This window comes from Nocardia asiatica NBRC 100129 (genome assembly GCF_000308415.1).
Lineage (GTDB): Bacteria > Actinomycetota > Actinomycetes > Mycobacteriales > Mycobacteriaceae > Nocardia > Nocardia asiatica.
Map to the genome: position 1 here is coordinate 1 of NZ_BAFS01000438.1, position 21,792 is coordinate 21,792.

A 21,792-nucleotide genomic window follows, 5' to 3' on the forward strand; every position below is an offset into this window, starting at 1 on the left:
CCGAAAATATAGATCCCACAACGCTTTTCGACTCGAATGAGCCGATCCGTCCCGGCCTGGAGACTCTGGTGGCGCAGCTCTGGGAACGAACAATCGGCACCGCGCCGCCCGACCGGCACACGAGTTTCTTCGCCACGGGCGGTGACTCCCTGACCGCCACCCGCCTCGTCGGCCACCTCGGCCGGGAACTCGGCCTCACCGTGACGCTGCGCGAATTCTTATCCGCTCCCACCATCGCCGGACTTGTACACAACAGCCCCCGGACCGACCTCGAACTCGAAGAAGGTGTTCTGTGAACGTCACCGCCCTGGTTACCGATCTACGACAGCGTGGAGTTCACCTGTGGGTCGACGGTGAACAGCTCCGATTCCGCGCTCCGCAGGGCGTGCTGACCGCCGAAGACCGGGAACAGCTGGTGGCGCACAAGCCCGCGGTCCTGGAATTTCTCGGCCAAGACCAGGCGGTTTTCGAGATCGCCACCGATCCGGCAGCCGCGCACGAGCCGTTCCCGCTGACCCCGGTGCAGTCGGCATACCTGATCGGCCGCGACCCCACCTACCCCTTCGGCGGCGTCGCTTGCGCGAGCTATCTCGAAATCGCCTATGACGATGTCGAACCCGACCGCCTGGAGCAGGCCTGGAACGAGGTCGTGCACCGCCACGACATGCTCCGGGCCACCGTGCACGCCGACGGCTACCAGCAAGTCGCCGCGACCGTGCCGCACTACCCGATCCCGGTGACGGACGCGCGCGGTATCACCGCGCTCGATCCCGTGTTCGACCGGCAACGCGAGGACATGCTCGGCCCGGCCACCACAACCGACACCTGGCCGCTGTTCGCGCTGCGGATCACCCGCACCGACACCGGCTGCATCCTGCACCTGCTGATCGAACTGCTCGTGGTCGACGCCGCGAGCGTGCGCCTGCTGCTGGCCGACCTCGACGCACTCGTGCACGCCTCCGGCGTCGGCGCGAAGCCCTCGGTCGGCTTCCGCGACTATGTCCTGGGTGTTCAGCGGCTGCGCAACGGCGCGCGGTATCAGCGGGATCGTGACTACTGGCAGCAGCGGCTCGACTCTTTGCCCCCCGCGCCGGAGTTGCCCCTCCGGGCGACCGATGACCACATCGGCAGCGATCCCGGTTTCGACCGGCTGGACCACCGGCTGCCCGGCTCGATCCTGACCGGCCTCGCCCGTGCCGCGGCCGCCCACGGCATCACCCCGTCCGGCGCGATCCTGGCCGCCTACGCCGAGGTTGTCGGGCGGTGGAGCAGGAACCGGCGCTTCACCCTGAACCTGCCGATCTTCAACCGGCTTCCCGCGCACCCCGAGATCGGTTCCGTGCTCGGTGATTTCACCTCCGTCAACCTGCTCGGCATCGACCTCGACGAACACGACACCTTCGCTGAGCGGGCCCGTGCCATCTCCGCGCAGCTGTTCACCGACCTCGACCACCGGTTGTTCGACGGGGTGGAGGTGCTCAGCGAACTCACCCGCCGTGCGGGCAGCCCGGTCCTCATGCCCGTGGTGTTCACCAGCACCCTCGGCGCCGGAGACGACGGCTCGCGCGCCGACGGCGGCCGCATCCTGCGCGGGATCACCCGTACGCCGCAGGTGTGGCTCGACTGTCAGGTCACCGCGTACGACGACGGGCTGATGCTCGCGTGGGACGTGCGCCGTGGCGTGCTGGCCGGCGACGCGGCCGCCGACGCCTTCGCCGCGTTCATCGACCTCGTCACCCGGCTCACCGAGGCCCCCGAGACCTGGTCCGCGCCGTACCCGGTTCCGCTGCCGCCCGCACAGCGCAGCCGCAGGGACGCCTACGACGACACCGCTGCCCCGGTTCGGCCACGGCTGCTGTACCAGCGGATCCTGGACCGGGCCGACGCCCAGCCGGACGCGCCCGCCGTACTCCACCGCGACCAGGTGATCGGCTTCGCCGAACTGCGCGGCCGCGCCGTCGCCTCCGCCTCCGCCCTGCGCGAGGCCGGTGTCGAGCCCGGTGACCGGGTGGCCGTGCTGATGGAGAAGGGGCCCGACCAGGTGGTGGCCGTGCTCGCGGCCCTGCTGGCCGGCGCGGCCTATGTGCCGATCGAGGTGACCCAGCCGATGCCGCGCCGGGAGCGGATCATCGACCGCGCCGGTGTGCGGGTCGTGCTCACGCAGTCCTGGCTGCGCGACGCGGGCGCGGTGCCCGCCACAGCCCAGCCGGTGGCCGTGGACCTGCTGCCCGGCATCGACATCGCGCCCCAACTTCCCGGCGACATCGATCCGGACGCTCCGGCCTATGTCATCTTCACTTCCGGCTCCACCGGTGAGCCGAAGGGCGTCGTCATCTCCCATCGGGCGGCGGCGAACACCATCGACGACATCGACGCGCGCTTCGCCGTCGGCTCCGAGGACCGGGTGCTGGCCGTGGCGAGTCTCGCCTTCGACCTTTCAGTGTGGGACATCTTCGGAGTGCTCGCCGAGGGCGGCGCCGTCGTACTGCCCGAACAATCCCGCGCGACCGATCCGTCGCATTGGCTCGAACTGGTGCAACGGCATTCGGTGACGCTGTGGAACTCGGTGCCCGGGCAGTTGCAGATGCTGCTGGACGTCCTCGACGGCACCCCGGGCCCCGGCGTGGCCTCCCTGCGGTTGGTCCTGCTCTCCGGCGACTGGATCCCCTTGGACCTGCCGGACCGGATGCGCGCGCATCACCCCGGCCTGGAGGTGGTGGGCCTGGGCGGTGCCACCGAGGCGTCCATCTGGTCGATCCACCATCCGGTGCGCCACATCGACCCGGCTTGGAACAGCGTTCCCTACGGGTTCCCGCTGCGGAACCAGACAGTGCACGTGCTCGACACCGCGCTACAGGACTGCCCGGAGCACGTCACCGGCGAGCTCTACATCGGCGGGCTCGGCCTCGCCGAGGGATATCTGGGCGACGAACAGCTCACCCAGCAGCGCTTCCTCCGGCATCCGCGCACCGGCGCCCGGCTGTACCGCACCGGCGATCTCGGCCGCTTCCACCCGGACGGCAGGCTCGAATTCCTCGGCCGCGAGGACACCCAGGTCAAGATCCGGGGTCACCGGGTGGAGCTGGGCGAGATCGAGTCGGCGCTACGCCGCCACCCCGCCGTGGCCGATGCCGCGGTCCTGGTCGACGGGCAGGGTCCCGGCGCACGACTGCTCGGCTTCGCCGAAATCGCGACCTCGGACGGGATCGGCGGCGGCGCCGCTGCCCGTGACGTGCTCGCCGTCGCCGAGAACGCCGTCGCCGCAGCGCAGCGGGAAATCGACGGCGACGCGTTCGTCGAGCTGATGCGGGCCGTCGACGAGATGGCCATCCTGTCCATCGCCGCCCGTTTGCGCGCCGACGGCGTATTCGACGATCGTGACCGCTGGTACGAACTCGCCGAAATCGCCGCCGCTACCGGTGTTTCCGCGCGCCAGCACGGTCTGCTGAAGCGCTGGCTGGCCGCGCTGGCACACGGCGGAGCGGTGGTGCACGACCCGGAGACCGGCCGCTACAGCGACCTGATCGCCGCCGGTCCGGACGCGGTCGAGGCGGCGTGGCGGCGCATCGACGAGTTGGAGGCCGTCGTCGGTTACGGCAGCGAGACCCTGGCCTACATCCGCGCCTGCAGCAGCCGTCTGGACGACCTGCTGCGCGGCGAACTCGACGTGCGGGAGCTGCTGTTCCCCGCCGGGAAGCCCGGTGCCGCGCACGCCGTCTACCGGACCAACCTGGTGGCGCGCAGCGCGCACCGCATCGTCATCGACACCGTGCGCGAGGTGGCCCGGCGGTCGCCGCACCGGCTGCGGATGCTCGAGGTCGGCGGCGGCATCGCGGGCACCAGCACCGACCTCATCCCGGCGCTGGCCGAATTCGAGCCGGACTACCACTTCACCGACGTGTCCGAGTTCTTCCTCGGCGAAGCGCGCACGCGGTTCGCCGACTACCCGTGGGTGCGGTACGGGCGCTTCGACATCAACATCGACGCGCTCGAGCAGGGGCTGCGGCCCAACTCGGCCGACGTCATCCTGTGCGCGAACGTGCTGCACAACTCCCGCAACGCCGACGAGGTGCTGGCGCGGCTGCGCGACCTGCTGGCGCCGGGCGGCTGGCTGGTGTTCCTTGAACCCACCCGGCAGCACAACTACGCGCTGCTGGTGTCGATGGAGTTCGAATTCTTCAGCGAACTCACCGCGTTCACCGATGTCCGGGCGGGCACCGGGCAGGCGTTCTTCACCCGCGACCAGTGGCTGCGGCAACTCGACGACGCCGGCGCCGATCACGTCCGGGTGCTGCCCGCCGAGGACGACCCGCTGGCGGCCTCCGGCCAGGGCGTCTTCCTCGCCCGGTTCAAGGGCGAGCGGCGATCGGTGACCGAGCGGCAGCTCATCGAGCACGTCGCGGCCCTGCTGCCCGAGCACATGGTGCCCGCCGAGGTGAGCCTGCTGGACACGCTGCCCCGCTCGGCGAACGGGAAACTGGATCGCGCCGCGCTGGCCGCCCGCGCCACCGCCGCCCCGGCCGGCGCCACCGACTCCTCGTTCGTGCCGCCCGCCGACGAGATCGAGCAGCGGATCGCACAGCTGTGGCAGGAGATGCTCGGTGTGCCCCGGGTGGGCCGCGACCAGAACTTCTACGCCCTCGGCGGTGATTCGCTGCTGCTGTCGCAGATGGTGGGCCGGCTGCGGGAGCGGGTGCCCGAGGTCGCCGACATCGAATGGCAGGAACTGCTGCGCGACATGCTGCGCAATCCCACCGTCGCCGCCCTCGCCGCCCGCAGGCACCGGGCGCAAGCGCCTGCCGCGCCGGCGCGGCCGCGCACCGCGGTCCGGGAATTGGGCGGGTCGCCCGGCCACGAGAGCGGTACCTGGGTGCTCGTGCACGGCGGCACCGGCACCCTGGCGCCCTTCGACGCGCTGCTCCCGCACCTGCGTTCGGCCCACCCCGGAGCCCTGATCGGCCTCGAGGTCACCGATCCGGCCCGGTACCTGAACCTGCCCGCGGAGACTGTGATCGCCCGGCAGGCCGCCGACTACGCGAAAGAGCTGCTCGCGCACGACAGCCGCTTCCGGATCATCGGGTACTCGGTCGGCGGCCTGCTCGCCGCCGAGATCGCCCGCAGCCTCACCGAAGCGGGCGCGACGGTGGACGAACTCACCGTGATCGGGTCCTACCAGCCGCCCGCGGTGCACGACGACCTGCTGGTGGACTACATCTTCGCGCAGTCCGTCGGCATCGACCCGGCCGTGGTCGGCTTCCCCGCCGACGCCGCGGCGTTCGAGACCGCGTTGCGCTCGATTCTCGACCGCACGCCGGATCGGGTGCCCGCCGGCGCCCTGACGGAATTGGGCGGCGAGTCGGCGCCGCTCGCGGCGGCGTGCCGGGAACTGGCGGCCGTCCCGCGCGCCGACCGGGTCGCCGCCCTGCACGCCGCTGCCACCACCGGAAGCGGCCCGTACCACTCCGCCGGACTCTCGCTCGACGAATTCCGGGAGCAGTACGCCATTTTCGCGCAGAACCTGCGGGCTATGGGCGCCCATCGCGCGGAGCCCTACTTCGGAGCCTTGCGGGTGCTGTGCACCAGCGGGTCCGCCACCCTGCTCGGCACCAGGGCGGACGTGGAGCGGTTCTGGTCCCGGGTCGGGCTCGGCGCGCTCGTCATCGAGGACATCCCCGGTGACCACCTGAGCAGTATGGCCGCGTCCCGTGCCGCCGCCCTCGCCGCCCGGATCACCGCGCCGCTGCGTTCCGCCCTCGAGGCGCGCCCGTGACCGGCAACCGGATCGCGGTACTCGGCGCGACGGGCGTCGTCGGGCGCGCGGCGATGCGGATGCTCACCCGGCTCGGCTTCGGCGACCTGCGGGCGGGCGCTCGGAACCTGTCCCGGGCCGAATTGCCCGACGACGTAGAGCCGTTCCGGGTCGACGCCGACGACCCGGACTCGCTGGCGGCCTTCTGCGCGGGAACCCGGTTGGTGCTCAACTGCGCGGGGCCGTCGTACCTGCTGCTGGATCGGGTCGCGCGGGCCGCGCTCGCGGCGGGCAGCGACTACGTCGACGTCTCCGGGGACGGGCCGACCCATCGGCTGCTGAACGGATCGCCGCTGCTGACCGGCGGACGGACCGCGCTGCTGTCCGCCGGGATGCTGCCCGGGCTGGCCAATGTCGTGCCACGGCTGCTGGCCGGCGATCTCACCGGCGCCCGGCTGGTCGTCTACGCGGGCGGCATCGAACCGTTCGCGGCGGCCTCGGCGGGAGATCTCGCACTGTCGCTGGACAGTTCCGACGACTCGGCTCACTGGTACGGCGAGACCGCGGCCGCCTGGTCCGGCGGCGCGCGCCGCCGCAACGCGCTGCCGGTGAGCGAGGACGTCGAGGTCGCCGGATTCCCGGGCCGGGTGACCACCATGCCGTTCCTGACCGCCGACGCCGAACGGCTGGCCCGTTCGGCCGGGCTCGCCGAACTGCACTGGTACAACGTGTTCGTGGGCAGCGCGCTGCGGCTCACGCTCACCCGGCTGCGCGGTCGCGTCGACGGTGATCCGGCGGCCCTCGCGGCGGTCGTCGAGGAGATCCGGGCGGCGGCCGACCTCGACCTGGCCGGGCTCGACCCGTTCTATCTCATGGCGTTCACCGTGTCCCGGCCGGATCGCACCGACACCGCTGTCCTGCGCACCCCGAGCAGCTTCGAACTCACCGCCGCCACTGCCGCCCGCGCGGTCGCCGCGGTGCTCGCGGGCGATGTTCCGCCGGGCCTGCACTACGCCGACGAAGTGCTCGAACCGCGCGCTCTGCTCGACGGTGTGCGCGGGCTCGGCGCGCTGCCCGTCTGGCAGATCCATCGTCACGCCCACGACGAACCGATGGAGGTGGGGAGCCTGTGACCGCCCCGAAGGTCGTCGTCTGCGGAACCTCGTTCGGCCGGGTGTACCTGCAGGCCGTACACGAGGATCCGGGCGTCGAGCTCGCGGGCGTCGTTTCCCGCGGCAGCGCCGCGTCGCGGGAGTACGCGAAAAACTATGGCGTGCCGCACTACACCGGCGTCGACGAGCTGCCCGGCGACATCGACATCGCCTGTGTCGCGGTGCGCGCGGGCGCCGCGGGTGGTGACGGCGCGAAACTGGCGCAGCGCCTCTCGGCGCGCGGCATCCACGTGCTCCAAGAGCACCTGCTGCATCCCGACGAACTCGCCGAGTGCCTGCGGACGGCCCGCGAACACGAAGTTCGGTACCGGCTCAACGCGTTCTACCCGCACCTGCGGCCGGTCCAGCTGTTCCTGCGGGCCGCGCAGATCCTGCGGGAGCGGCAGCCGCCGCTGCACGTGGACGCCGCCGCCGGTGGCCAGGTGGTGTACTCGCTGCTCGACATCGTCGGCCGCGCCGTCGGCCGGTTGCGGCCCTGGGCGATCGGGGAGCCCGCACCGGCACCGCCGGAGCTGGCCGCCCTGGCCGATCCACCGATGCCCTACACCCACCTGCAAGCGGTGATCGGCGGCGTTCCGGTGTCGCTGCGGGTGCAGAACCAGATCGACCCCGCCGATCCGGACAACCACGCGCTGCTGCTGCACCGGGTCGCGATCGCCTTCGAGAGCGGGGTGCTGTCCCTGGCCGACACCCACGGCCCCGTGCTGTGGAGCCCGCGGCTGCACACCGGCCGCGACGACACGGGACGTCTGCTCATGGCCGGACCGGGCACCGAACGACTGGCGGTGCCGACTACCCAGATACTCGAGCCTGCCGACATCCCGACTTTCCGATCCGTCTTCGACGAGCTGTGGCCGCAGAGTGTCCGAGTGGCGCTGGCGGAGCTGCGCGCCGACATCGCCGACCCGCGCCGCTCAGTCGGCGCCGGGCAGTGGGCGGTCACCGTGACCGCCCTGTGGCAGCGGCTCACCACGGTGCTCGGGCAGCCCGAGCTGATCCGGCCCGCGGTGCCCGTGCCGGTGCCGCTGCCGCGATTACTGGCCGGTGATCCCCGATGACCGCGCCCCGCGAACTGTCGGATCTGCAAGCGTTCTCGGCCGATCCGTACACCACGATGCAGCGGTTGTACCGGGAGAACGGCGCGATCTCCACGCTGGGCGCGGGCCCGATGAGCTTCCGGCTCACCCTCGGCGCGGAGGCGTGCGCGTTCATCCTCGCGAACAGTCATCTGTTCAGCTGGGAACGCGCCTTCGCCGCGCTCGCTCCACTGACCGGATCCGCCGCCCTGCTGGTCAACGACGGTGAACGGCATCGCCGCCTGCGGCGGCTGGTCACCCCCGCCTTCACCGCCCGCCGGGTCGCCGACCACCGCGCGACGATCACGCGGCACATCGCGGCGGTCGTCGCGGCGTGGGCGCCGGGCGACGTCGTCGACGTGTACGGCCCGCTGCGCCGGGCGCTGCGCCTGGCGACGCTGGAGAGCCTGTTCGGCGCTGCCGCCGTGGAACGCTCCGAGGGCTTGGACGATTGGCTTCAGGACATCCACCGCGCCATCGACACCGATGTGCTCGGCGGGGCCATCGAGCGCGGCTCGGGCTCGCCCGTCTGGCGCCGGGCGCTGCTCGCGCGCTCCTCGGTGCACCGCTGGGTCGTCACGGAGATCGAACGCCGCGGCGCGCAGCCCGATCCGGGCGGCGATGTGCTCGGAGTGCTGCTCCGAGGCGTCGAGGGCACCCGGCTCACCGACGACGAGATCACCGATCAGCTGGTCAGCCTGCTCGAGGCGGGAGCGGAGACGACGGCGGCGCAATTGTCCTGGATGCTCTACTGCGCGCTGCGCGATCGCGCGGTGTGGAACGACATCACGCGGGCCATCGCGGACCGGCCGGCGGATGGCGTGCCGGTCGGCCTCGACCATCTCGTGTCCGAGACCATGCGGCTCTACCCCGCCACGGCCGTCATCTCACGGAAGGTCGCCACCGAATTCACGCTGGCGGGGCAACGATTCGTCCCCGGAGACCTGCTGATCTTCAGCCCGTTCCACACCCACCGGCTGCCCTCGGTCTGGCCGGAGCCGGAGCGATTCGACCCCGGCCGATGGGAGGCCGGCGCCGAACGGTATCGCCGTCCGGCGCCGCACGAGTTCCTGCCGTTCGGAGTCGGCCCGCACCGCTGCATCGGCGCCCACTTCGCCACCATGGCACTCGAGACGGCATTCGTCGCCGTCGCCGGGCGCATCGGCGGCGAACTGCTGAGCACCGACGTGCGTCCCGAAGGGCTGATCGGTATGCGCCCGCGTGGTGGGATCACTGTGCGAGTCAACAGTATTCGCTGAAGTGCGAGCGGATGGGCCCGCGATGTGCAGCGGACCCATCCGGTCGTGCTCAGCCGCGTGGCGCGCGCAGGACGCCGGTCTGCGGCGTGAGCTGCTCCCCGGCGAGCCCGGTCTCCGCGGCCAGATCGTCGATGCCGAAGGTGTGCCATTCGCTGACATTGCGGACCACGCGGGTGGGCGCGGCATCGCCGCTGATCTGCCAGGTCGAGGTCATTCGGATGAGATCGCCGCCGATCGGCTCGGCCTCGAGCGAGCCCTCGTAGACCAGATCGCCGATCTGCTCGCGGGCCAGTTCCATCTTCGGCAGCGCCATCGGGCGGGTGATCGGCAGCAATTCGACCAGCACCGGCGCGCCGGGCGCCAGACGGGGGAGGACTCGATCCCACAGCGCTCGGCGGTCTTCCAGGCCGATGTGGCCGAGCACGCCGTAGAGCACCAGCGCCGAGATGGAGTCGGGCAGCGCCACCGTTTCCGCCGAATCGGGCACGATGGTGACACGGCGCCGCAGGTCGTCGTCGGCGACCACGTCATGGGTCAGCACCGCGCGCATCGCCGGAGCGGGTTCGCAGGCCAGGATCCGCACTGCCGGAAGCACTTCGGCGACGATGCGGCAGGTACGACCGGTGCCCGCTCCGATGTCGACGACCGGGCCCGCGCTGGGATCGACCTCGGCCAGGATCTTCCGCAGCGCGGCTTCGCCCTCGGCGTGCGCGCGGGGAACAAGGTCGTAGAACTCGGCGACCGGCGAGTAGAAGTCGTCCATGCGCAATCTCCTGTTTTGTGGTGGTACCGCGTACAATTCGGCCTAATGAAAAAGGTTATCATTATGCAATGCGGGCGAGTGGTGGCCGGACGAGTTCCCCGCCACCGCTCCGGCGCTGCTCATGCACCTTGCCCGCAGGTAGTGGCGGCGGGGAGCAAGCCACTGACGGGCGTCACGTCCCGACATAGATCCGGTGCGGCTTCCGGATGCACTGGGGCGCTCGCGCACCGGCGGCACCGCGGCACCACCCTCGGACATCGTGACGCTCCGGCGGATTCGCCGGTCGGTCGCCCGCTCCGCCGTCGGAACCGCAGGCGCCGTCCTGCCCGGTCGGAGCTCCTCACCCTGGCCGCGACCGATCCCGCGACGTTCCCGCCTAGCTTGCCCCCAAAAGTGCTGTCGCCCAGCTACTTTGAGCGCGATTCGAACAATTCAATCGGAGGGTAGATGACTCGGAACAACAGACCGGCCGCGGTTTTGGCCACGATCATGATCGTCCAGTTCATGGTTTCACTCGACTTGTCCGTGGTGAATGTCGCACTGCCGGCGATCCAGTCCGAGTTCGGCATCTCGGCGACAGCCTTGCAGTGGGTGATCAACGCCTACGCCGTGGTATTCGGTGGCTTCCTACTGCTCGGCGGCCGGTTGGGAGATGTCATCGGTCGCCGTCTCACCATGCTCGCCGGCCTCGGGCTCTTCGGCGTCGCCAGCCTCGTCGGCGGGCTCGCCACCGATCCGGCGCTCCTCATCGGCGCCCGGGCGGTGCAGGGACTGGGTGCCGCGGCGCTGTCACCGCTGTCGCTGGCGCTGATCTCGGTGACCTTCGAGGAAGGACCGGCGCGCACCAAGGCGGTGGGACTGTGGGCCGCGTCGACCATGCTCGGCGGCACGCTCGGCGTGGTGGCCGGCGGTGTGCTCACCGACTTCGTGGATTGGCGGTGGGTGTTCCTGATCAACGTGCCGATCGTCGCCGCGGCGGCCGTCACGGCGGCCAGGGGGATCAGCGGAGCCAGGCAGGGTGACCGGCCACGGCTCGATGTGGTCGGGGCGCTGCTGGTCACCAGCGGAATGATCTTGTTGATTCTGGGTGTGGTCCGCGCGGAGGAGCAGGGTTGGGCCTCCGGCCGCACCGTGGGCACACTCGCCGTGGCGGTGGCGCTGCTGATCGCGTTCGTCGTGGTGGAACAGCGGGTGACCAGCCCGCTGATGCGACTGCGCCTGCTCGCGCATCGCGGTGTCGTCGGCGCGAATGTGTTCGGCTTCATGATCACCGCCGGCCAGCTGGCCGCCTTCTACTTCGTCTCGCTGCACATGCAGATGGTGCTGGAGTACAGCCCAGCGGTCGCGGGGGTCGCGTTCGTTCCCTTCGCCCTCGGGGCCATCGTGGGCATGCGAGCGGTCGCGGTGCTGGTGAGCCGTTTCGGCCAGCGGACAGCGTTGCTGGCGGGCGGGTTGCTCGGCGCGGCGGGCATCGCCTGGTTCGGCCTGGCCGGGCCCGAGGGCTCGTTCGTCACCGATTTGCTCGGCCCTTCCATCCTGGCGAGTATCGGGATCGGAGCCAGCTTCGTCGTGATGGGCGCGGTTGCGATGCAGGGAGTTCCGGCCGAGGAGGCGGGTATGGCGTCCGGCCTGCTGAACAGTTCGCGCCAGCTCGGTGGTGCGATCGGTCTGGCGGTGCTGACGACGGTCGCCGCCGCGGTGACCGGAGACGAACGGTCGCCGCAAGCGCTCAGTGACGGCTATTCCGCCGCTCTGCTGCTGGGGGCCGCCCTGATCGCGGTGGGCGCCGTGGTGGCGGGTCTGTTGATCCCGCGGCCGGAACGGCAGCCGATGACGCCGGTGAAGGTGTAACGGCTCGAAGGAATCTGCCGGCCACCGCTCATCGAGGAGGGCCGAGCCCTGTCCTCGATGAGCGGCATTCCGACAGGCGGCTGCTATCGTCGGCTGCCGGTCCGACGGCTCGGTCTCACTTCAGGTGCCGCGCGAAGAACCGGTTCGCCTCCTCACCCGCGTACTGCGGCACGCCGGTGTGCCCGCCCATATTGGCGTGCAGCGTCTTCTCCGCGGAGCCGAAGGCGTCGAACAGGTCCAGGGCCATTTGCCGGTCGTTTCCTTCGTCGTCCCACTGCAGCAGCACGTGCAGCGGAATCGTGATCTGCCGGGCCTCTTCGAACATCCTGCGCGGCACGTAACTTCCGGCGAACAGAACGGCGGCCGCGATGCGTGGCTCGACCACCGCCAGCCGGATGCCGATGGCGATCACCCCTCCCGAGTACCCGACCGGTCCACCGATCTCGGGCAGCGAAAGGAGGGCGTCCAGGGCGGCCCGCCATTCCGGGACCGCTGTCTCGACCAGCGGGCCGACGAGCCGGTCGACGATCTCGTCCTCGACCGGCTCGCCGGCCGCCACAGCCCGGCGCAGGTCGGCGCGGGCCTGCTCGGCGGCGGCCGAACGGGGCCGGTCACCGCCGCCGGGGAGTTCGATGGTGGCCGCGGCGAAACCCTCCGCCGCGCTGTGCCGGGCCCGGGCCACCAGCCGGGGGTACATCTGACGCAGTCCGCCGGGGTGGCCGACCAGGATCAGCGGCGCCGGTGCGGATGCGAAACCGGGCGTCCACAGGATGCCGGGTATCTCTCCGAGGGTGAATTCGCGTTCGATGACGCCGTCGTCGAAGCGCTGTTCAGAAGTGAATCGCATTGGTCGTGCCTTTCGGGAGTGCTTTCGAGCGGCGCTCCCGGACGACCTATCGCCCGACCGTGACCCCAGAGGGGAGCACCCATGTCGATACTGCGTTCACGGGTACCACCTCCTCGTTACTCTGGCACGGTTGCCGGAAGGCTAGCAGCGGTCACCTGACTCCGCCAACGGATTTCGCGGAGGCTCCGGGGAGCCACCGTCGTCCAGGTACCGACACGGCATCGTTGTGACCTGCCCCACGCCCCGTCACAACGGTGGGCGCCGGCTCGTCCAAGAGACACAACCACCCCTGATCAGAAAGTTGTGTCATGACATCGAAACCGGTGTTCATCCGGCTCGCCGCGATTGCCGCCGTGCTGGTCGGCGCACTTGCCGCCTTCGTCGTTCCCATGGCATACGGACAGCCACCGACCTCGACCTATCAGTCGCGGTACCTGACCCGAGTGGAGACGCACTATGTCGACACCGACCTCGCTCGTTTCCACTACACCCGAACCGGGACCGGATCACCGGTGGTGCTCGTCTCGGGCGGCGGGCTGTGGGGGTACTCCTGGCGAGACGTGATCCCGGCACTGGCTGCCGAGCACACCGTCTATGCCGTCGATCTGCCCAGCCAGGGATTCACCGAACTGCGCCGCGCTGACTTCGCCTACGACCTGCCCGCGATGTCGCAAGCCATCGCCACCTTCCTCGACGCCGTCGGCCTACAGCGCACCGCCCTCGTCGGCCACTCGTGGGGTGGCGCTTGGAGCCTGTTCTTCGCCGAACAGCACCCCGACCGCGTCGAACGGCTCGTCCTCCTCGACTCGCCTGGGCTGGACGCCGAAAAAGCGCCGGTCACACCCCTGTTCACCACCCCGGTACTGGGTGAACTGGCCACCGACCTCACCACCCGCTCCCTCTACGCCGACAATATCCGCGGCACCTTCCACAACAAACACCTGGTCACCGAGGAAGTGATCGACGAGTTCTACGCGCCGTTCTCCCGGCCGGCCAATCGCGCGGGCTTCCTGTCACTGTGGCGCAACCTGGACTATCGGCTCACCGACGCGGGGCTCGCCCGGGTCACCGCACCCACACTCGTTGTGTGGGGTGGCGCGGACACGTGGCTGCCTGTCTCCCAGGCCGACGAACTGGCGGCGCGCATCCCGAACGCCACGGCCACCGTCCTGCCGAACTGCGGCCACACCGTCCACGAGGATTGCCCCGCCCAGACCAACCCGTTGCTGACCGCGTTCCTCCGCTGAGACCCGGCGATCGTCAGCAGGCGTGCGGCTCGCGATCCCGCTCGGCTCGATCCGAGATCGGCACCGCGGGCCGCTCGCCAGTCTCATAATTCAAATCTCAGAATCATTAGTTTTTGAGATAGCGATAGACCGTGGCGCGGGAAACTCCGAAACGGGCGGCGATGTCCTCGATGTCATGGCCGTCGGCGTGCATCGAGCGCGCCTGGTCGATCTGCTTCCCGGTAAGTTTCGCGGGCCGCCCCCCGTTGCGGCCCCGGGCGCGGCCAGTGGGCCTGGGCTCGATGGGTTCGCCCAGTAGCGCCCGGGCGCCGTCGAGGATCAATCCCCTCAGTCGATCGACCGGTTCGTCGCGGAACAAAACGACGGGGTCGGCCAGGCCCGCGACCACCTGAGCGGCCCGCACCCGCTGCTCGATCCCGCTTCCGGGACCGGCCACCAGCTCGTTCGCCAACGCGATCGCGGAGCGGAAACGGTCGGCCACCGGAGCTTGGACCAGCAGTGTCATATCTCTGACCAGCATGGTCAGTGTGTGGCGGTGGCGCAGGTGCACATCGACATACCCCTCGATCGCCCGCCATCGGACCCCCTCGGTGCTCGGTTCCTGCTCGGCCGAGGCCAGCACCGCGTCCAGTTCGTCCAGCAGAGGCAGCGTGAGCTGGTGCAGGATCGCGTCCTTGGAGTCGAAGTGGTAGTAGAGCGCGGCTTTGGTGACGCCCACCTCGTCGGCGATGGCCTGCATGGAAGTGGCTCGATAGCCGCGGGTGGCGAACAGGACGCGGGCGGCGGCGAGTATGCGTTCAGGTGTCATGCGATCACTTACCTACGGTCAAAAAATCCGCTACTGTACTTACCGACAGTCAGTCTATGCCGCAGGGATGGCCTTTATGCGTACCGAAGTCTCGTTCGACGTCGCCGGTGTTCGGTGCGCCGGACGCCTCTTTCTACCCGCCGGTTCCGCCCAGTTGCCGTGTGTGGTGCTCTGCCACGGTTTCAGTGGAACGATGGACCGGCTGTTCGACTATGCCGAGCGCTTCTCCGCGGCGGGCTTCGCGGCATTGGTGTTCGACTACCGCAGCTTCGGCGAGAGCGACGGGCAACCGCGTCAGGTGCCCGCGATCGCCGGTCAGCTCGACGATATTCGCGCCGCCGTCGCTTTCGCCCGCGGTCACGAACGCATCGACGCCGACCGGATTCTGTTGTGGGGTAACTCGCTCGGCGGAGCGCACGCAGTTTCCGTCGCGGCCGAGGACCCGCGCATAGGCGCGGTCGTCGCGCAGATCCCGTTCAACGGCTTCCCGAAGCAGGTCGAGGGAAGAAAGACCCGGGACACACTGAAACTGCTCGGCGCGATCGTCTGGGACCGTCTGCGTGGCGCGTTCGGCATGCGCCCCTACTACATCCCGATGGTCGGTCATCCAGGAGAACTCGCCGTGGCCGCGACGCCGGAAGCGGAGCGTCACATTCAGACCCTGACCGGGGGTGGAGAAACGCTGTGGCGCAACATTGTCGCCCCTCGCGCGCTGCTGGCGATGATGCGCTACCGTCCTGCGGAGTCCGCCGCCCGACTGTCGTGCCCATTGCTGGTCTGCGCCGCCGCCGAGGACCACGAGACACCGGTGGAGACGAGTCGCGCGCTGGCCGACGCCGCGCCGCGCGGCGAGTTGCGGGTATACCCCGGCACCCATTTCTCCTTTTACACCGACCCGGCGTTGCGGGATACCGTCGTCGCCGACCAGATCGACTTCTTCCGGCAGGTCCCGACCAGCGGCTGACAGCCGGTGCGCCATCGCACCGGCAACCGGCCCTCTGCCGGTCCGGCCGATGCACGACACCGCCGTCGTATCGGCACAAGACTCCGGCAAGGGCGGAATCGGCCGGCCTGGCGGCTCACGAATCTCGCGCGGGGGTGGTGTCGAGAGCGCGCAGCTGGCTGGGCTCGATCGCGCGCAAGGTCGCCAGCGAGGCGGTGACTGCGAGGTCGCAGGCCGCGCCGATGTCCGCGCCGTCCACGATGACCGCCCGGTAGGCGATGTCGAGGCTGATGCCGAGCAGCATGGTGGCGAGGGTGTCGGCGCCGCGGCCGATGGGGGTGCCGCGTTCGGCGTAGTTGGCGCGCAGTTCCTCGGCGATCCGGGGTTCGAGAGCGGCCGAGAGTCGCCGACCGGGATGGCTGTCGTCGTAGCGGTTGTCGAGCAGCACACGGAAGCCGCGGGGATGGCGGCGCGCGTACTCGAACAGCGACTCGATCGAATACCTGGCCCGCCTACCGTAGTGCATCGTCTCACCGTGATCGTAGATCTCGAACATCCAGGTGGTGAGTTTGTCCAGTTCGCGTTCGATCACGGCGTGGACGAGGGCGTCGCGCGAGCCGAAATGTGCGTAGAGCGTCACGCGCGAGGTGTCGGCGCGGCGGGCGATGGCGTCCATGGTGGCGCGATCGACGCCGACCTCCGCGATCACCGCACACGCGGCGTCCAGCAGTTGTGTGTCGGTCGGACGGTTGCGAGTGCTGCGGCGCGCGGGCGCGCCTTCGCGCCGATCCCGGTGCCCGGTCTTGGTCACGTTCCTCCCCTCTGCGCCTGACGACGTCCTCGATACGGCGCCACCTCCGGGCGATCGTCACCGCCGCGGAGGTGGCATCGCGAGCGTCAATTCCGCGCCGGATGCTCCGCCGCGTCCTCGAGATTACCGAAGTAGGCCGCTTCGACCTTGTCGCGGCGCTTCCGCAGCTCGGTCGCCGAGCCGGTCAACGCTGCCCGGCCGTGATGGAGTACCACCGCCGAGTCGGCGATCGACAGCGCCAGTCCGATGTGCTGCTCTACCAGCACCACGGCCATGTGCTGGTCGTCGGCGATCTCCCGCAGCCGGGGCAGCAGCTCCTGCACCGCGATGGGGGACAACCCGAGGCTCAGCTCATCGATGAGCAGTATCTGCGGCCCGCACAGAAGGGCTTTCGCCAAGGCGAGCATCTGTTGTTCGCCACCGGAGAGCGTGCCGCAGCGGCGGGCGCGCATCGTGCGCAGCTTCGGGAAGTAGTCGAGCACGTCGTCCAAGGCAGGGCTGTTCTTGCGGCGGGCCAGGCGCAGGTTGTCCTCGACCGAGAGGCGGTGGAACACCCCGCGGCTGTCGGGCACCAGGATCACGCCGCGGCGCGCGTTGTGTTCCACGCGCCGGTCCAAAGGTTCGCCGAACGCGGTGATGGTGCCGGAGATGATCGGCAGCGCACCGACCGCCGCGAGCAGGGTCGTGGTCTTGCCCGCGCCGTTCGGGCCCAGCAGTGCCAGGATTTCGCCGGGCCTGACTTGCGCGTGCAGGTCGCGCACCGCTGGGACGCCGCCGTAGCCGACGGTGAGCCCTTCGATACTCAGGGCGGGCGCCGTCTGCGTCGGTTCCGGGTGGGTCGCGGCGGGGCTGGTCATTCGTTCTCTCCTGCCGGACGGTGGGCCGTCGCCGGTGGTTGCGCGGTCTCCCCGGGTCCGGCGGTGCCCAGATAGGCGGTGATCACGCGGCGGTCCTCCCGAATCAGGCCAGGTTCGCCGCTGGCGATGACCACGCCGAAATCCAGGACGTACAGGCGTGCGCAGATGTCGAGCACCAGTTGCATGTCGTGGTCGATGAGCAGCACTCCGATGCCCGAGGCCGCGACCCGGCGCAGATGCTGCCCGAACTCCACGCTTTCGTGGGTGTCGAGCCCTGCGGCGGGCTCGTCGAGCAACACCACCCGGGAGCCGCCGACCAGGGCGCGGGCGACGCCGACGAGTTTCTGCTGGCCGAGAGTGAGTTCGCCCGGGCGGCGGTCGCCGACACCGGGCACGCCCACCAGATCCAGTGCGGCGTCGATGGTCTCGCGGGGTGGCGCCGACCGTCCGACGATGTCGGTCAGCAGGGACCGCAGACCGGTGCGTTGCAGCGCGACGGCGAGGTTCTGCTCCACGGTCAGGTCGCCGAACAGTTCTCCGGCCTGCCAGGTCCTGGCCAGTCCGGCGCGGCGGCGGCGATGCGGGCCGAAGCGGTCCAGCGAGGCGCCTTCGAGGGTGACGTGCCCGGTCGATTCGGTGAAGCCGGTGACCGCGTCGACGAAGGTGGTCTTGCCCGCGCCGTTGGGCCCGATCAGGCCGACGATCTCGCCTGCGCCGACGGTGAGCTCGATGTCGGAGTTGGCGACGACGCCGCCGTAGTGCACCGACAGTCGCTCGGTCCGCAACAGGGTCGTGGTCTCAGACATGCGCCGCCGCCTCCTCTTTCGCGCCCGGCCCCGGTGCGGCCGCGGGCTCGCGGCCTGATCTGCGGGCGATCGCCGCCTTCAGATGCTGGGTCGTCTCGGTGATCGCCCCGGCCACGCCGACCGGGTTGAGCACGGCCATCAGCAGCAGCACGCCGGCGGCGATGAGCTCGTAGTATTCGCCGAGTTCGAGGGTCTGGTTGAGGAATACGTAGCCGACCCCGAGCGGGCCGGTGGTGCCTGCGATGAACGCGCCCGTGACGGAGGTGATGCCGCCGACGTAGGTCATCGCCAGCACTGTCAGGCCGATCATCACCGTGAACGACCCTGCCGAGAGTTGTCCGCGGCTGTAGCCGATGAGGCAGCCTGCGATACCGGCCAGGAAGGCGGAGACGGCGAATCCGAGCAGTTTGGTCGCCGCGACGTCGATGCCGACCGAAGCCGCCGCCCGCTCGTTGGAACGCACCGCCAGCAGCGCCCGTCCGGTGGCGCCGCCCATGATCCGCATCACCCCGAGCGTGCAGATCGCGACCACCACCAGCACCATCAGCGCGAACCGCAGGGTGACCAGGTCGGTGCCGTCCCGGACGCCGAGATCTACCCCGAAAAGGGTGGGGTCGGCGATGAGATTGCCCTGCGCCGGTGTCAGCGACGGATTGTTGAACACGAAACTCTGGATGGCCAGGGCGGCGGCCAGAGTCACCACCGCCAGCTGTGCGCCGCGAATGCGCAGCGCGGGCACACCGACCATGATGCCGAGCGCGGTGGCCACCAGCGCCGCCGCGATCATGCCGAGCGGGAACGGCACGTGCCAGTTGTCCGCCAGCTTCGACAGCGCGAATCCGGCGGTGCCCGCGAAAGCCGTACTCGCCAGGGAGATCTGACCGAGATAGCCGGTGAGCAGCACCAGCGAGAGCGCGATCAGCGACAGGATGATCGAGGTGACGACACCGAACCGCCAGGTGCCCGTGGTCGAGACGATGGCCGCGACGGCGATCGCGACGACGGCCAGCGTCGGCGCCACCCGGATCCGGGGGATCGTGACGGCGGGCATGCGCACCGATCCGAGCGAGCCGCGCGCCGGGATCCTGCCGCCGAGCAGGAACAGCGCGACGATGACGATCACGAAGGGCACCGCGTCACCGAGCCCGGCCTGGGCCCAGTTGGGCCAGAAGTCCTTGGTGTCGGCCCACAGGATGACCGCCTGGAACGACCCGAGTACCAGACCGGCGGCGCAGGCCACGCCGAACGACGCGAGCCGCCCGACCAGTGCCGCGGCCAGTGCGGGTATCACGTAGAAGGTGTAGCTCGTCTCGTTGAGGCCGATGGTGTAGGCGGCGAGGACGCCGATGAGCCCGCAGGCCGCGCCGGTCATCACCCACACGATCGCGGCGAGCCGGTCGGGCGAGTAGCCGGTCAGCCGTGCCGCGAGTTCGTCCTCGGAACCGGCGCGAGTCGCGATCCCGGCGGTGGTCAGCGTGAAGTACGCGCGCAGGCCGATCGCGACGGCGATCGCGACGCCTGCCAGGATCAGATCCGACACATTGACGACCGCACCGGCCACGGTCACGGTGTTCTCCGGCAGAATCGGTGTCGCGAACAGGTTTTCGGTGTCGAACCGCAACCCGACAAGGGCCTGGATGAACAGCATGAGCCCGACCGATGCCACCACCTGGGCCAGCACCGGCGCTTGGCGCAGCGGCCGGAACACCAGCAGGTGCGCGAGCAGCGACCAGGCCGCCGCCGAGGCGATGCCGAGCGCCGCGGCCGCGACCATCGGCGTCGGCTGGTCCGCACTGCCGAGGGAGACACTGCCGACGGGCAGGACGAAGGTGCCGTCGGTGCGCAGCGCGGCTACGACATAGACCGCCCACAGCGCGAAAGCGCCCTGCGCGAAGTTGATGATTCCCGTCGCGGCGTGCACGCCGACCAGCGAGGAGGCCAGTACCGCGTATACCGCGCCGGTCGACAGACCTAGGAAGACGAACTGCAAGAACTGGGCCATGTGATCCCGATTTTCTCTTGAATGGCCGAGGTTTGAAGGGCGGGCCGCTCGAGTTCGAACGGCCCGCCCCCCAAGGTCACGTCAGGCGGCTACACCGCGCCCGGGATCAATTTCAAGACCTCGGGGATCGGCGCGATGAAACCGCCCGTCACCGGAGCCTGCTTCTTGTCCGCGGTGACTTCGAACAGCAACATGTCCGTGGTGCAGTTCGGGCTGGTCGCCTTGCCGCAGGTCAGTTTCGGACCGAGGAAGCTCTGGTAGTCGGTGATCGCCTCGAGCGCGGCCAGGATCGCGGGTCCGGTGAATTCGGCGGGCGGCTTCACGGTGAGCGCCTGGGCGAAGTCGACCAAGGTGGCGAAGGTGCCGTAGGCGTAGAAGCCCGCGGTCCCGCCGGCGTTCTCGATGAACCGCTCGGCGGTCTTCAGATTGGCTTTCGCGGGCTCGGGAGCGGCGTCGACGGCGGGCGGCAGCCACACCGGCGAATAGGCCTGCGAACCGACGGCCTGCGGGCCCAGTACGTCGACGAAATCGGTACAGGCGGCGAGGAAGATCGTGCCCGTGTACTTCACCGATTTCAAGGCTTGGGCGAGCTTGTTGCAGGTGTTGTCGTTGGGTGCGGTCATCAGGCCGCCCGCGGCGGGATTGCCGTCGGCGATGGTGGAGGCCAGCGCGGTGAAGTTGGGGGAGGCGGGCGGGTAGTAGGCGCTCTTGACGTCGATGCCGAGCTGCTTGCCCAGCGGGGCGAGGAGCTGGTCGAAGACCTGATGCGCCTGCGGCAGGTCGGAATTGACCAGAGTCAGCGAATTCTTCCCGGCCTGCTTGAGCGACTGGAGGAAACCGACCAGGAAGGCCGCAGGCGGCGGGCCGAAGAACACCCGGTTCTCGGTGACCGCTCCGGTGGCGGTGTTGAACGGAATCTGGCCGATCAGCGGAATTCCCGCCGAGGTCAGGATCGGCATGGCGGCGGAGGATTCGGCGTTGTAGCCGTCGATGGTCGCGACCACTCCGGCCTGCACGAACTGGTTGGCGCAGGAGATGGTCGATTCCGGTGAAGTGTTGTCGATCCCGCAGTCGACGACCTCGATCGGGCGGCCGTTGATGCCGCCGATCTGCTTGTTGATGTATTCGATCGCGGCGTTCTTGCCCGTCGTCACACCCGCTTGGGTCGCCGGGCCCTTCGACGGGTTGAACAGCCCTACCTTGATCGGTTCGCCGTTCGCCACCACCCCCGGTGCGATGGACGGCCCCCCGGCGTCGGAACCGCTGTCGTCACCACACGAAACGACGGAGAACACGCATGCCACAGCCAATGCCGCAGCAGCGATTCGACCGGTTTTGATACCCATTCTGAATGCCTTCCCAGGCCGGTCGGGCCCGGGCGTGAATGCCGAACCGCGCCGTCGAGCTACAAATTCGACGCCGCACCGCAGCATGTGCGATACCGGCGACCCGATCCCTTCTTGTGATCTAGGCCACCTGAAGCTAGCCCAGCCTTACAGGGGTGTCAAGCTTGATTCCGATGGTGATTTCCGGCTGGGGAGCGGGCACACTCCGCCGATTCGAACCCGAGTTCCGGCAGGGTGCAGGCGTGCTCAGCACGG

The 21,792-nt window shown here is 69.7% G+C and carries 16 protein-coding genes; 8 read left to right on the forward strand and 8 right to left on the reverse strand.

Annotated features, from left to right (window positions below):
• The 5 genes from ON27_RS33005 to ON27_RS33025 all read left to right on the forward strand — a co-directional run.
• A partial coding sequence (locus ON27_RS33005; protein WP_043736468.1) for a phosphopantetheine-binding protein occupies positions 1–296 on the forward strand: 296 nt, incomplete at its 5' end.
• Positions 293–5,770 carry a non-ribosomal peptide synthetase gene (locus tag ON27_RS33010; protein WP_245560458.1) on the forward strand — a complete coding sequence of 1,826 codons (5,478 nt, stop codon included), beginning with the start codon at positions 293–295 and terminating at the stop codon, positions 5,768–5,770. The genes ON27_RS33005 and ON27_RS33010, both read left to right, overlap by 4 nt.
• A complete protein-coding gene (locus tag ON27_RS33015; RefSeq protein WP_043736470.1) occupies positions 5,767–6,882 on the forward strand; it encodes a saccharopine dehydrogenase NADP-binding domain-containing protein in 1,116 nt (371 codons plus the stop codon). The genes ON27_RS33010 and ON27_RS33015 overlap by 4 nt, the downstream gene beginning before the upstream one ends.
• On the forward strand, positions 6,879–7,979 hold the full coding sequence (locus tag ON27_RS33020; protein WP_043736472.1) for a Gfo/Idh/MocA family oxidoreductase: 1,101 nt from the start codon (positions 6,879–6,881) through the stop codon (positions 7,977–7,979). Before ON27_RS33015 ends, ON27_RS33020 begins: the two co-directional genes overlap by 4 nt.
• Positions 7,976–9,256 (forward strand): cytochrome P450, encoded by a 1,281-nt coding sequence (locus ON27_RS33025; RefSeq protein WP_051047252.1) that lies wholly within the window; start codon positions 7,976–7,978, stop codon positions 9,254–9,256. The genes ON27_RS33020 and ON27_RS33025 overlap by 4 nt, the downstream gene beginning before the upstream one ends.
• Before the next feature lie 49 nt (positions 9,257–9,305).
• Here the strand turns inward: ON27_RS33025 and ON27_RS33030 are convergent, their stop codons facing one another.
• On the reverse strand, positions 9,306–10,019 hold the full coding sequence (locus ON27_RS33030; protein WP_043736473.1) for a class I SAM-dependent methyltransferase: 714 nt from the start codon (positions 10,017–10,019) through the stop codon (positions 9,306–9,308).
• A 447-nt stretch (positions 10,020–10,466) separates the two neighbouring features.
• Here ON27_RS33030 and ON27_RS33035 point away from each other — a divergent pair, with 447 nt between their 5' ends.
• Positions 10,467–11,870, forward strand: coding sequence for an MFS transporter (locus ON27_RS33035; protein ID WP_043736475.1), 1,404 nt, complete (start codon positions 10,467–10,469; stop codon positions 11,868–11,870).
• Between the two features lie 115 nt (positions 11,871–11,985).
• On the opposite strand, the gene ON27_RS33040 is transcribed toward ON27_RS33035, so the two are convergent.
• Positions 11,986–12,717 carry a dienelactone hydrolase family protein gene (locus ON27_RS33040; protein ID WP_043736477.1) on the reverse strand — a complete coding sequence of 244 codons (732 nt, stop codon included), beginning with the start codon at positions 12,715–12,717 and terminating at the stop codon, positions 11,986–11,988.
• 308 nt (positions 12,718–13,025) lie between these two features.
• On the opposite strand from ON27_RS33040, the gene ON27_RS33045 reads away from it, so the two are divergent.
• Positions 13,026–13,964, forward strand: a complete 939-nt coding sequence (locus tag ON27_RS33045) for an alpha/beta fold hydrolase (RefSeq protein ID WP_083887981.1) — start codon at positions 13,026–13,028, stop codon at positions 13,962–13,964.
• 106 nt (positions 13,965–14,070) lie between these two features.
• Here the strand turns inward: ON27_RS33045 and ON27_RS45465 are convergent, their stop codons facing one another.
• Positions 14,071–14,772, reverse strand: a complete 702-nt coding sequence (locus ON27_RS45465; RefSeq protein WP_043736486.1) for a TetR family transcriptional regulator — start codon at positions 14,770–14,772, stop codon at positions 14,071–14,073.
• A gap of 76 nt (positions 14,773–14,848) precedes the next feature.
• Here ON27_RS45465 and ON27_RS33055 point away from each other — a divergent pair, with 76 nt between their 5' ends.
• Positions 14,849–15,736, forward strand: coding sequence for an alpha/beta hydrolase (locus ON27_RS33055; RefSeq protein WP_051047253.1), 888 nt, complete (start codon positions 14,849–14,851; stop codon positions 15,734–15,736).
• A gap of 115 nt (positions 15,737–15,851) precedes the next feature.
• Here the strand turns inward: ON27_RS33055 and ON27_RS33060 are convergent, their stop codons facing one another.
• The 5 genes from ON27_RS33060 to ON27_RS33080 all read right to left on the reverse strand — a co-directional run bounded on the left by ON27_RS33060 (position 15,852) and on the right by ON27_RS33080 (position 21,537).
• Complete coding sequence (locus tag ON27_RS33060; RefSeq protein WP_043736492.1) at positions 15,852–16,526, reverse strand: TetR/AcrR family transcriptional regulator; 675 nt, start codon at positions 16,524–16,526, stop codon at positions 15,852–15,854.
• A gap of 86 nt (positions 16,527–16,612) precedes the next feature.
• Complete coding sequence (locus ON27_RS33065; RefSeq protein ID WP_051047254.1) at positions 16,613–17,383, reverse strand: ABC transporter ATP-binding protein; 771 nt, start codon at positions 17,381–17,383, stop codon at positions 16,613–16,615.
• Positions 17,380–18,189 carry an ABC transporter ATP-binding protein gene (locus tag ON27_RS33070; protein ID WP_083887982.1) on the reverse strand — a complete coding sequence of 270 codons (810 nt, stop codon included), beginning with the start codon at positions 18,187–18,189 and terminating at the stop codon, positions 17,380–17,382. Before ON27_RS33070 ends, ON27_RS33065 begins: the two co-directional genes overlap by 4 nt.
• Positions 18,182–20,191, reverse strand: coding sequence for an ABC transporter permease (locus ON27_RS33075; RefSeq protein ID WP_043736494.1), 2,010 nt, complete (start codon positions 20,189–20,191; stop codon positions 18,182–18,184). The genes ON27_RS33070 and ON27_RS33075 overlap by 8 nt, the downstream gene beginning before the upstream one ends.
• Before the next feature lie 89 nt (positions 20,192–20,280).
• Complete coding sequence (locus ON27_RS33080; protein ID WP_174377912.1) at positions 20,281–21,537, reverse strand: ABC transporter substrate-binding protein; 1,257 nt, start codon at positions 21,535–21,537, stop codon at positions 20,281–20,283.
• Positions 21,538–21,792 lie beyond the last annotated feature (255 nt).